General features: G+C 68.5%; 5 protein-coding genes. 3 read left to right on the top strand and 2 right to left on the bottom strand.

The annotated features are described in order from the left end of the window. Positions 1-531 precede the first annotated feature (531 nt). Both CBQ26_RS20395 and CBQ26_RS20390 read right to left on the bottom strand, forming a co-directional pair. Entirely contained in the window at positions 532-3,492 is a 2,961-nt protein-coding gene (locus CBQ26_RS20395; protein WP_088250443.1) for an EAL domain-containing protein, read from the bottom strand. Between the two features lie 24 nt (positions 3,493-3,516). Continuing rightward, positions 3,517-6,195, bottom strand: a complete 2,679-nt coding sequence (locus CBQ26_RS20390; protein WP_143342224.1) for a diguanylate cyclase domain-containing protein — start codon at positions 6,193-6,195, stop codon at positions 3,517-3,519. Between the two features lie 223 nt (positions 6,196-6,418). Between CBQ26_RS20390 and CBQ26_RS20385 the strand changes: the two genes are divergently transcribed. The 3 genes from CBQ26_RS20385 (at position 6,419) to CBQ26_RS20375 (ending at position 12,537) form a co-directional block, all read left to right on the top strand. Continuing rightward, a complete protein-coding gene (locus CBQ26_RS20385) occupies positions 6,419-8,704 on the top strand; it encodes a putative bifunctional diguanylate cyclase/phosphodiesterase (protein WP_088250441.1) in 2,286 nt (761 codons plus the stop codon). Between the two features lie 93 nt (positions 8,705-8,797). Continuing rightward, positions 8,798-9,928: a GGDEF domain-containing protein gene (locus tag CBQ26_RS20380; RefSeq protein ID WP_088250440.1), complete on the top strand. Its 1,131-nt coding sequence runs from the start codon at positions 8,798-8,800 to the stop codon at positions 9,926-9,928. A 335-nt stretch (positions 9,929-10,263) separates the two neighbouring features. Then, positions 10,264-12,537: a putative bifunctional diguanylate cyclase/phosphodiesterase gene (locus CBQ26_RS20375; RefSeq protein WP_088250439.1), complete on the top strand. Its 2,274-nt coding sequence runs from the start codon at positions 10,264-10,266 to the stop codon at positions 12,535-12,537. Positions 12,538-12,672: the final 135 nt, after the last annotated feature.

Below are 12,672 nucleotides of genomic sequence, written 5' to 3'. Positions count from 1 at the left end.
CGAGACCTGAAACCCGCGTTGCCTCTACCAGCTCGGATGGAATGGGTTCTGCAAGAGTTTCCGCGTCTCTTGGAGTCGTTCACCACACGACGTCATGAGGGCACAGAGAGAGAAACATCGGTCAGCACGTCATTTTCCTCGTTGCGTCCTAGAGGGAATTTTTGGCCGTGACCTGCTCCTCCCTGCCTGAACAGCCCGAAACCGAGCGTCTGGCGATCGAAGAACCAGAAAGCGAGAAGCGCCGAATGTCGTGTGGTGCGGAGTGCATGGAACAGAAGCTCACAGAACACCGTGCTGACCTATAAAAACCCGCGCATGGGCGTGGTAGGCAGCGTCCTGGCGCCCATCTCGTGCCGCGTGGAAACTCTTGGTCCACCATTCCGTCCGGGTCCATATCATACGGACTGCGTGTGTTTCGCCAACAATCCGGAACTTCACTGGATTGCTGGCTCCACGTCCGGAGCCCGCTCTGCTCCCACTCGCTCCGCTCGGATTGAACGGACTTTGCACCCCATTCAATCGGAGTTCGTATCAGTCCGGCAACCAGAATTGCTCCGCCGGAACGGGACGGCCCAGCAGGTATCCCTGGAGGATGTCGCCGCCGACCTCCTCGATGAACGCGGCCTGTTCGGACGTCTCGATGCCTTCGGTGGTGACCTGCAGGTCCAGCGCGTGGGCGAGGAGCATGACGGCCTGGATGACCTTCTCGGGCGTGCCGCTCAGGTCGCCGGTCACGCCGTTCAGAAAGGACCGGTCGATCTTCAGGGCGGTCAGCGGAAAGCGGTTGAGGTAGCTGAGGCTGCTGTAGCCGGTGCCGAAGTCGTCCAGTGAGAGCCGCACGCCCAGGTCCCGCAGGCGGCGCAGGGTCACTTCAGCGTCCGGGACGTTCATCAGGACGCTCTCCGTGATCTCCAGGACCACGCAGGATCCCGGCAGGGCGTGCCGTTCCAGGGCTTCCCGGACCGACTGCACGAGGTGCGGATTCCAGAACTGCCGTGGGCTGAGGTTCACGCCCACCTGCAACTGCGGGTGTTGAACGTGCCACTGCGCCAGCTGACGGCACGCCTCGTTCAGCACCCAGGCGCCGATCGGCAGGATCAGGCCGGAGTTCTCGGCGAGTGGAATGAACTCGGCGGGCGGGATCATCCCCAGCCGGGGGTGCCGCCAGCGGCACAGCGCCTCGGCGCCCAGTAGCTCCCGGGTGCCGGCCCGGAACAGCGGCTGGTAGTGCAGTTCGAGTTCGTTGCGTTCCAGCGCGTGGTACAGGTCCGTCTCCAGACTGACCCGGCCGGGTTGCAGGGCAGCGGCGGCAGGGTCGAACTCGGCCACGCCCCCGCCGGTGCGTTTGGCCCGGTACATGGCGAGATCGGCGGCGCTGAGCAGCGTCTCGGCGTCGGTGCCGTGCTCGGGCGCGAACGCCACGCCCAGGCTGGCCGTGACGAACAGTTCCTGCTCCTTGACCTGAAAGGGCGTCTGGAAGCAGGTGTTCAGGAGTTGCTCGATGCCGCTGCGGAAGACGCCCTTTTCACTGCTGAACGGTAGGATCAGCGTGAACTCGTCACCGCCCATACGGGCGATCACATCGGACGGACGGAAGGAGCTGCGCAGGCGCTGCGCCACCTGGGCGAGCAGTTCGTCGCCGGCGCTGTGACCCAGGGTGTCGTTGATGACCTTGAAGCGGTTGAGGTCCAGCAGGCCCACCGCGAGCCGCTCGCCGGTGTGGCCGCTGCGGTTCAGGGCCTGCGTCAGGTACTCGAGGTACAGCGCCCGGTTCGGAAGGCCGGTCAGGCTGTCGTACATCGCGAGCCGCTGCATCCGCGTCTGCGCCAGCGCCCGTTCGATGAGCAGCGACGCCAGTCCGGTGAGGTCCTGAAGGGCCGCGAGTTCCGGCGGGGCGGGCATGCGGGGCTCGTGGCTGAAGACCGTGAACACGCCCAGGGGCGGTTCGTCCGCGCGGCTGGACAGGACCGGCAGGGTCCACATGGCGTGCAGTCCGCTGGCCAGGAGCGCCTCGCGCGCGCCGCGGTGCAGGGTGACGTGTCCGCTGCGGATGTCATCCACGATCACGGGTTGCCGGGTGCGGATGACCGTGGCGGACACGCCCTCATCGCTGCGGAGGTCCACCTGGGCGATGCCCTGCTGCTCGGAGCTCCGGATGGCGTCCACGTCGGAGTTCACGCTGGCCCGCAGGGTGAGCAGGTGACCGTCACGCAGCCAGGCCGTGACGATCAGGTTGCCGAGGTCCAGGCGGATCAGGCGGCACAGGCCGTCGAGCAGGTCCTCGACGGGCCGGCCGGCGGCAGCCATCTCGAGCAGTTCGCGCCGGGTGCGGTCGCGGCGTTCGCGTTGCACGTCTTCCGTCACGTCGCGCTGCACGCTGACCCAGTGGGTGAACCAGCCGCGGGCGTCCGGGACGGGCACGATGCTCAGATGCACCCAGATGGGCGTGCCGTCCTTGGAGTAGTTCTGAATGATCTCATCCACCGGTGTCCAGGAGAGCAGGTTCGCGCGGATGCGGTCCAGCACCGCCCTGTCGGAGGCGGGGCCCTGCAGGATACGCGGGGTGCGTCCGATGATGTCCTCGGGAGCGTAGCCGGTCATGCGGGTAAAGGCCTCGTTGACGTATACGACGCGCGGTCCTTCTCCGGTGACCGGTTCGGCCTCGGAGATCACCACGGCTTCGCGGGCGTTCACGGCGACCGATTCGAGCAGCCGCAGCCGCTCTTCTTCCTGGCGGCGCTGGGTCACGTCGCGCAGGGTGACGGTCAGGCCGCCCGGACCGGGGTACAGGCGCACGTCCAGCCACGGTCCCTGCGGCGCACGAAGTTCCGTGCTGCGGCGCTCACCGCCGTGCAGGGCCGCACGCATGACGTCCAGGAACGCCCCGCTGAACATCCAGGGGGTCTGCGCGCCCAGGTCCGCGTGGGGGGCGTCCGGGAGTTGCAGCAGGCACCGCGCGGCCGGGTTGAGGTACAGCAGGTTCAGGTCGCGGTCCAGGCTGAGCAGGCCGTCGTCGACGCTGCCGAGCGCCGCCTGCATCCGCTCGCGCGAGACGGTCAGTTCGCGTTGCAGGCGGTACTTCTCGACGGCGCGTTCCAGGTCGCGCAGCAGGCCGGGAGCGCTCAGGGATGATTTCACGACGTAGTCCTGCGCGCCCGCGTTCATGGCCTGAACGGCGATCTGCTCGTCCCCGACGCCGGTCAGCATGACGACCGCGCAGGCGGGCCGGGCTTCCGCCAGGACCTCCAGGCCGGTCATGTCGGGCAGGTTGAAGTCCAGCAGCACGCAGTCGGGCAGCTCACACCGCAGCGCTTCGACGGCGGCGGCGCCGGTCACCACGACCTCGCACTGCACCTGAACGGCCGCGCGCCGCAGCAGGTGCTGGTACGTCCAGGCGTCCTCCTCGCTGTCCTCGACGATCAGGATCCGCAGGGTGCGCCCGGCGGGACCGGACGCGGCGGGCAGGGGCGTGACGCGCTGGAGGTCCGTCATGCGGGCATCTTGCCACCCGCGTTCTCACATGTCCGTCACATCGGGCCGGGGCAGGGCAGATTCTGCGTGCCACGGGCCATCCGGCGGGCCGGGCAGGTGGTCCAGGAACACCTCGACCACCTCCGGGTCGAGGCTGTGCCCGGCCTCGCGGCGCAATTCGTTGACCGCTTCCTCGACACTCCAGGCGTGCTTGTAGGGCCGGGAACTGGTCAGGGCGTCGAACACGTCGCAGACACTGAAGATCCGGGCCAGCAGCGGGATGGCCGTTCCACGCAGGCCGTCCGGGTAGCCGCCGCCGTCCCAGCGTTCGTGGTGGTGACGGATCAGCTTGAGTGCCTGTGGGTTCAGGCCCGGAATGTGCCGCGCGAGGTCCTCGCCGGCCAGCGAGTGCGCGCGCATCAGTGTCCATTCCGCGTCGTCGAGCGGGCCGGGTTTGAGCAGCACGGCGTCCGGGATCTGCACCTTGCCGAGGTCGTGCAGGTACGCGCCGTCCCGCAGCGCGGCGAGGTGTGCGCCGCTCAGGCCCATGGCCTGCCCGACGGTCAGGGCGAGGTTCACGACCCGCGCGGTGTGGCCGTGCGTCTCGAAATCCCGCGCTTCAAGGGCGCGGCCCAGGGCGATCAGGATGCCCTCACGGCCGTCCTGGATGGCCTGGATGCGCTCGGCGCGTTCGGTGGCCGTGACGCTCTGCGCGGCGAGCGTCCGGGCGAGTTGCGCGTCGTCCTCCCCGAACGGCGCGTCGCGGATGACGACCATCACGCCCAGCAGGCGGTCGTGGCTGAACATCGGCGCGAACAGGCCCGCTTGCCCGTTGACTGTCAGCAGGTTAGGCGCGTGTCGGTCCGCGTGGAGGTCATTGACCCGGATGACGTCGCGGGCCTTCACGGCCATCCAGGACAGCCCCTGCCCGCGCGGCAGGCGGGTCTCCCGGATCGCCTCGGGAAAGCCGTACAGGCCGGTGGCGGCCAGGGTGTCGCTGGCCGGATCGTACTGCAGGTACACGGCCTGCCGGGCCTCGAGCAGCACATGCGACATGGAGTTCATGGCAGCGGTGACGCCCGCCATGTCACGCGCGTCCCGCAGCGCACCGGTGATCTGCACGAGCGCCTCGAGTTCACGCGTGCGGCGCTGCTCGCGGGCGCGGCGGGCGCGGCCGGCCAGAATCCGGGCGATCTGGGTGGCCGCGTCCGACGCGAGTTCCTGCGCGGCCGCGTCGAAGGCGGCGCCGGCCGTGAAGCGGTCCAGGTTCAGAAAGGCGATGACGTGCCCGTCGTCGGTGACGGGCACGCCCAGCGTCTCCCGGATGTCCTGAAGGCGCCACGCGCCGTTGACCTGGACTCCGTCACTCCAGGCGAGTTCCGTGGTGCGCTGCGCGGCTGTCTCGACGGCGTACCCGCGCAGCACGCGCGGCTGACCGCTGACCCAGTCCGTTTCGTTCAGGGTGTACCAGGCGCGCTGCGCGGCCGGCGGGCAGCGGTCGCCGAGCAGCGTGTCGTCGAAACCGATCTGGGCGCGCATCACGAAGTCGCCCTTCTCCGGGACGTACAGGCTGCCGCCCTGCACGTCCGGGACGCTCTCGCAGGCGGCGCGCAGCAGCGCGGACCACTCGTTCGGGCCGAATTCCTGATCGGGCAGGGACCCCAGCGTGCCGCGCAGCACCTGCCAGGGATCGCGCGGAGCGGCCGGGACGGCCCGCGCCGGCGGGGCGATCAGGACCCGGTTGCGGCCCGCTTCCTTGGCGGCGTACAGGGCGTCGTCGGCGCGGTGGTGGGTGGTGACCGGGTCGTCGCGCAGCCCGTGGCGGGCCAGTCCGCCGGAGAGGGTCAGGGGCGGGTGGGGCGGATGCTGGCGGGCGGCGTCGCGGCAGCGTTCGGCGATCAGGCGGGCCTCGTCGGGGGAGGTTCGGGGCAGCAGCGCCGCGAATTCCTCCCCGCCGATACGGTACGCGGTGTCCTGGGAGCGGAGGGTGGCGCGCAGGGCCGCCGCCACCCGCTGGAGGGTCGCGTCCCCTTCGGCATGTCCGTGCCGGTCGTTCACGCGTTTGAAGTGGTCGAGGTCCAGGACCAGCAGGTGATCGCCGTGCTCGATGCGGCCCAGGTCGTCGGCGAACTGGCGTCGGTTGGGCAGGCCGGTCAGCGCGTCGGTGTACGCCTGCTCCCGGTACGTGTACGAGGCACTCAGAATCTTCAGGCGACTGTGAACGGCGGCCATGATCAGCGCCAGCGCGGCGCACTGCAGGGTCAAACCCGGCAGCAGTTCCGCCATGCGGGGCGGGGCGGTCACGGCGCCGGCCAGATGCCCACCCAGGAAGATCAGCGGCGCCGTCCACAACAGCCGCGCGCCGGGCGGCAGGTCCACCCGCACGACAGGCCTCAGGACCGTCGCCATGAGCAGCACGCCCGCTGTCTGGAGGGCCACACGGTCGGGGTCTACACCCGGCAGGAGCGCCACGAGCAGGCCAGGCAGACCGTACAGCGGACCGTAGCGCAGGGTGACGAGCGCCACGGCCACCAGCGACAGACCGGAGGCCTGCCCGCTGGCCTGCTCGTGCAGCGCGAGGATCAGCGCCGCGCACAGCGCGAGCGCGGCGCGCAGCAGTCGCTCCGGCAGGGCGTGGGTGGGCGGCCAGACCTGATAGGTCTGACTGAGCGCGAAGGCGAACAGCGCGGTGAGTCCAAGGTCGCTCAGCAGGGTGATCAGCACGGTGGAAGGGTCCAGCAATGGGCCGAAGAGGGACAGGGTGGGTGTCAGGAGTGGGCAGAACGCCGCAGGCACAGAGGGCACCTGAGGCACTGACCACGGCGGGCTGCCTGGAAGTCTGCTTGCATCATATGAGCTGTCGGGTCGCCGTGAGGAGCGCACCACTCTCCAAGACGTTGATGAAGGTTTCCTTCAGGCCTGGGGCGCGTCCCGGTATACTCGGTTCATGCCCCCCAGTTCACGTGCGGAGCCTGACCTCCTGGCCGTCCTCGAGCCCCTGCTGCAGGCAGCTGGCCTGACGGAAGGCCACCGAGCCGCACCTGATGGAGACCCCCGACGCAACGCCGTGGAAGCGGCGCAGGCCGCATTGATGGGCGCCCGGCGCGAACGGGACGTGTGGCGCGACGCCTGGCAGCACAGCGGCGAGTTCCGGGCGCTGCTGTCGGCGGACGGCGCGCTGCTGGACCTGAACACGCAGGTTCTGCGCGCCGCGCGGCAGCCGGCCGAGCGGCTGCTCGGACGCCGGGTCTGGGAGGCCCCATGGTGGCCTTCGGGCAGCGCCGAGGCTCAGCAGGTTCAGCAGGCAGCGCTGCAGGCCGGAGCGGGCGAGATCACGCGGCTGACCGTGCGAGCCGTCTCACCGGACGCCCGTCTGATCACGCTGGACCTGAAGTTCACGCCGCTCCCCCGCCGGGCCTGGGCGGCGCAGCAGGTGCTGGTGGAAGGCCGCGTCAGGCGCCACGGCGCAGTGAGCCTGACCAGCACCGGCAGCGATGGAGAGGCGCTCCGTGAAGCGAACCTGACCCGCGTGGCGCTCGAATCACTCCTGGAGAACGTTCAGGACGGCATCGTCGCCTGCGACAGCGCCGGGAACCTGACCGTCTTCAACCGGGTGAGCCGCGAGATGCACGGCCTGGGCAGCGCGCCGGTCCCCCCGTCCGAATGGAGCCGCCACTACGACCTGTACGAACCCGACGGTGTGACGCCGCTGGTGCAGGCGCGCATTCCACTGTTCCGGGCGTTGCAGGGCGAGCAGGTCCAGGATGTGGAGATGGTGATCGCGCCGCGCGGCCTGCCGCGCCGCACCGTCCGCGCTTCCGGCGGGCCACTGACCGGACCGGACGGCGAACCGCTCGGAGCAGTGGTCGCCATGCATGACGTGACGGCCCAGAAGCACGCCGAGAGCCGCCTGCGGCACGACGCGCTGCACGATCGCCTGACAGGCCTGCCGAACCGGGCGCTGCTGGCCAGCCTGCTCGAGAAGACCATGCGGCGCTTCGAGCGGGATCCGGGTCACCCGTACGCGGTGATGTTCCTGGACCTGGACGACTTCAAGAACGTGAACGACGCGTACGGGCACCTGACCGGGGACCGGCTGCTGCTCGAGACGGCCGCGCGCCTCAAGGACGCCGTGCGCCGCACCGACACCGTGGCGCGCATGGGCGGCGATGAGTTCGCGGTGCTGCTCGACGCGCCCTGCGACGAACTGAACGCCCGCCGTGTGGCCGAGCGGCTGCAACGGTCGATGCTGCGTCCCTTCCGGCTGCAGGGTCAGGACGTGCGGGTGACCACGTCCATCGGGCTGGCGGTCGCGTCCCGCGGGTACACCCGCTTGGAGGAGCCGCTGCGGGACGCGGACACGGCCATGTACGCCGCCAAGCGCGCCGGGCGCAACCGCACGGTGCTGTTCGAGCCGAGCATGCACGAGCAGGCGCTGGCGCGGGTAGATACCGAACGGCAACTGCGTGAGGCGCTGCGCGAGGAGCAGTTCACGCTGCACTACCAGCCGGTCATGCACCTGCCGTCCGGGCGTTGCGTGGGCTTCGAGGCGCTCGTGCGCTGGCAGCACCCGCAGCGCGGCCTGCTCGCGCCGGGCGCGTTCCTGGACATCGCGGAACGCAGCGGCCTGATCGTCCCGCTGGGCGCGTGGGTGCTGCGGGAGGCGGCGCGGCAGCTGCGGGAATGGCAGGGCGAGGCGGACCTCGCGGGCCTGTTCGTGTCCGTGAATCTCAGCGGTCAGCAGTTGCAGGTGCCGGCAGGCACGCCCGACGACCTGCTCACCGTGAGCTTCCCGGACGGCCTGCACCTCGAAATCACCGAGACCAGTCTGGCCGACACGCCCGAGGCGCTGCGGGCCATGCGGGCACTGGAGCGCCGGGGCGTGCCGCTGATGCTGGACGATTTCGGGACGGGCTTCGCGTCGCTGTCGGCCGCGCAGCGCTTCCCGGTCGGCACGTTGAAGATTGACCGGAGTTTCGTTTCCCCTCTGCCAGGTGACGCGCGGCAGACGGCGATCGTGGCGAGCGTCGTCACGCTCGCGCGGCACATGCAACTGAACGTGGTGGCTGAGGGCATCGAAACGGCGGAGCAGGCGCAGGCCGTGACGGACCTCGGCTGCACGTTCGGGCAGGGGTTCCTGTTCAGCCGCCCGCTGCCTGCCGCCGCCGCCGCCGCGTTCGCGCGGTCACGTCCGCTCGGCACAGCACGCCCATTCGGGGGTACGGGCACCTGAGGCAACCCTGCAGGGCAAGGTGTGAAACAGTAAGTGGTCGATGCCTGTTCGCTGTGGCCACGCCACGTTCACCTCTGACCGGAGTGCTGCGCCTTGTCCCTGACCCTGCTTCAGAGTCTGTTCGTGAACCTCAGCGTGCTGGTCACCCTGTCGTTCGTGATGAGCCTGACCTACCGTTCGTGGCCCCCACCACGGCACTGGCACCTGAAAACAGCGCGGCTGACGCTGACTGTCCTGACATCGCTGGCGCTGGTAGCGCTGGCTCCGGCAGACGCCAGCGGCCTGCGGATCAGTCTGTGGTTGGTGCCGATCGCAGTGATGATCCTGCGGTACGGCCTCGGGAACGGCCTGCTGGCAGGCCTGCCGGCAGCGCTCCTGCCTCTGCTCGAAACAGGACCAGGAGCGGCGGCCGTCACGGTCTCCCTGATCAACCTGCTCCTGGTAGGGGGCCTGTCACACCTGTTCCGCTGGACGCTGGACATGAGTGACCCCCACGGCTCGTTGCAACGGCACGCGTGGATCGCGGCGCTCCTCTTCCTACCGGTGAACATGGGCCTGGTGCTGCTGCCCGGCGGCCCGGACGCCCTTGAACGCACCTACGTCAGTGGCTGGGTGTTCAACATGGTGGGATTCTGGGCCGTGGCCAGCATGATCACGGGCCGCGTGGCGCTGCTGCAGAGCACAGACGCGTACCGCGAGCAGGCGCATCAGGACGCCCTGTCGGGCCTGCCGAACCGGCGGCAGTTCGAGCTGGACCTGCCGTTCACCGTCCCAGGCGACGCGCTGCTGCTGATCGACGTGGATCACTTCAAGCGGGTCAACGACCTGTACGGCCACCCGGTCGGCGATGAGGTTCTCAAGCGGATGGGAACGCTCCTGTCTGACGCCCTGCGAGGCCGGGACCGGGCCTACCGCTACGGAGGAGAAGAATTCGCCGTGATCCTGAGACGCGTGCAACCCGGCCGGATCGAGGAAGTCGCCCACCGCCTGCGAGAATTGATCGCCAGCACCGACTTCGGCGAGCCGCCAGGACAGGTCACCGTGTCGATCGGCGGCTCGCCGTTCGGACTGTGGTCCCGTACACGTACCCTCTGGGACGCAGACGAAGCGCTGTACCGGGCCAAGCAGGGAGGCCGCAACGCGGTCACCATCTCTGCGCCTGATCTGTTCCCACATGAACCGGAGGGGACGGACGCGCCGGCGCTGAATCCAACCCTGAGCTGAGATGGGTGGTCTGTTCCCGCCATGCTCTCTCCGGTTCAGGTGGTCGTTGTCCGGGTGCAGACTCCCCTGAAACGTGAATGGACCGCGCAGAAAACTCATGACTGCGCCCTGACCGCAAGGCAAGATGAGAGGCGTCCCCACCTGTCGCGCTGAGCCTCCCGACCCGCCGCCCATTCGCATTCCGGACGACGAACCGCCTGATGAGGAAGACTTCTGAACTGCCCTGACACGGATCCCCCTCTCCTCGTTCACGCCCTGGTAAATCGGCGTGGTCAACGGCATACCAGGCGGGGCTCTCTTCTGAGTTCGGCTGGATTCCAGAGACCGGCGGTGACATGAACGGCGCCTCATGGAAGCGACGCTGGTGGTGGAGTGACCGGCACGGTCCGGGACAGTCGCTGCGCCTGCAGGTGCTGATCCTGCTCGGAATACTGACCCTGCCGACCCTGCTGGTCCTGCTGGTGGTCATTCCAGCCCTCATGGACCGCCGCTTCCAGCAGATTGAACGCGAACAGGTGCAGCAGTACTCCCAGATCGCGCGCGAGGATCTCGAAACCGAGGAGCGGCGCGTCAGTCTGTTCACTCTGAATTTCAGTCAGTGGACGTCGACCTTCGACTTCGCAGCCGGGCGCAATCCACAGTTCCGGACGGACGCCTTCGGCACAAGCACGTTTCTGGGCGGCGGCGTCGATTACGGGGGTATTACGGCGCCTGACGGGCAGCTGGTCGCAGCCCTGCGCCTGGCAGAGGACCGGGTCGTTCCAGCCGAGCGGACGGTGCGCGCCCTGCTCTCACAGTTACCCGCCTCCCTACCGGATGACGGAGTTCAGGGAGCGGTGCTGATCGGCGGGCAGGCTTTCCTGGTCGCAGCCCGTTCCATCACCCGCGATGACGGCAGTGGGCGTGGGGGCGTGATGCTGTTCGCGCGTGCGCTCACGCAGGAAGCGCTGAGTGGACTGATGCACTCTGCCGGGTCGTATTCCGCGCAGTTGGTGGCGCTGCCCGCAGGTGGCGGAGGCGATCTGTTGTTCCGGCCGCGTGAAGTGATCGGCACGGCGCCGCTCAGCGCACTGAGCGGTCCTCCACAGCTGGGACTGCAACTCACCATTCCCAGGGCAGTTCATCTGGCCGGCCAGAGCACGTTATGGCAGTTGCGGGCCGTGATTCTTCTGGTCACCGCCGCCGCACTTCTGGCGTTCATGGCGTTTCTGAACCTGCGGGTCCTGCGGGTCCTGACTCGGTACGTGCTGGATACGCAGCGCATTGCCCGTGATCCCGCGCACCGCCTGGAGTCGTCGAACCGAACGGAGCTTGGCGTACTGGCGCGGACCATCAACGATCTCCTTGATCACCTGCAGGGCCGGGAGGCGCAACTTCGTGAGAGGACCTTCCGGGATGAACTGACAGGAGCGTACTCCCGGGCCGGCCTGGCTGAACTCCTGCGGGATGACATGTCCGTCCGCGGCGCCCTGCTGATCGAAGTGCCGAGATTACAGGAGCTCAGCGGCCTGTACGGTAGCGCGTTCGTGGACCGCCTCATCCGTGAGCTGGCCAGCCGCCTCGGGCAGGATGAGGGGCATGTGGTCGGGCGGGTGAGTTCGAACGGTCTGGCGTTGATCACCCGGACAGCCGGGCAGATCGACCCGGTTCAGGTGATCACGAAGCTGGAAGAACCGTTCGCGCTGCGCGAAGGGGAAGTGACCCTGAAGTTGGTCGGTGGGTACTCGCAGTCCGCTTATCCGGTTCCCTTCTCAGCCCTGCTCCGTCAGGCGAGCCTGGCGCTGCAGCACGCCCTCGATCAACACGAGCACCTCGGCGTGTTTGATGAGGCGATGCTGCGCCGCAGTCAGTACGGCCATACCCTGGAGACCCAGTTGCAGGGAGCGGCGCAGCGTCAGGAACTGGCACTGGTCTACCAGCCGGTCAGTGACCTGATCACCGGCCAGTGGGTGGCGGTGGAAGCCCTGCTGCGCTGGCAGCACCCGACGCTGGGCGCCGTTCCGCCGGGAACGTTCATACCGGTCGCGGAACGCAGCGGTCAGATCTACCAGCTGGGCGACTGGGCGTTACAGCAGGCGCTGCGTGAAGTACAGGGCGCGCGCGCATTATGGCCGCACGCGCATGTGAACGTGAACGTCAGTCCCGTGCAGCTGCTGATGCCGGATTACGCCGAGCGGGTCCTGCAGACCCTCGAAGACCTGCAGGTTGACTCGCAGGTCCTGACGGTCGAAGTGACGGAGAGCACCATCATGCAGAACGTAGAACTCGTGTGCCGTCACCTGCGGAAGTTGCGGCAGGCGGGCGTGAAGGTGGCCCTCGATGATTTCGGCAGCGGGCACTCCAGCCTGTCGCTTCTGACGGAGTTGCCACTCGACATCGTGAAACTCGACCGGTCGTTCCTGCGGGAAGGCGCTCAGGAGACCGCGCGGGGCGCGCTGCTGCGCAACACCATCCGGCTCGCGCGGGATCTCCAGCTGTCAACCGTGGCTGAAGGCGTGGAGGAAGAGTCGATGCTGTCACTCCTGCGGGATCTGGGCTGCGATTACGCGCAGGGATACTACATCTCCCGCCCGGAGCACCTGGACGACCTGCTCGCGATGCGGCGGTGACGGACAGGTGTGCGCTCCGTCCACCACCACGCCTGAACAGCCGGCTCAGCCGTGAGAGGCCGCTCGGACTGAACGGTCACCGCCAACCGTTCAGTCGGAGTCGATGATACGGACTCCGGTTGAATGGGCTGCAAA

This window comes from Deinococcus indicus (genome assembly GCF_002198095.1).
Classification (GTDB): domain Bacteria; phylum Deinococcota; class Deinococci; order Deinococcales; family Deinococcaceae; genus Deinococcus; species Deinococcus caeni.
This window is presented reverse-complemented; position numbering and strand designations above follow the sequence as displayed.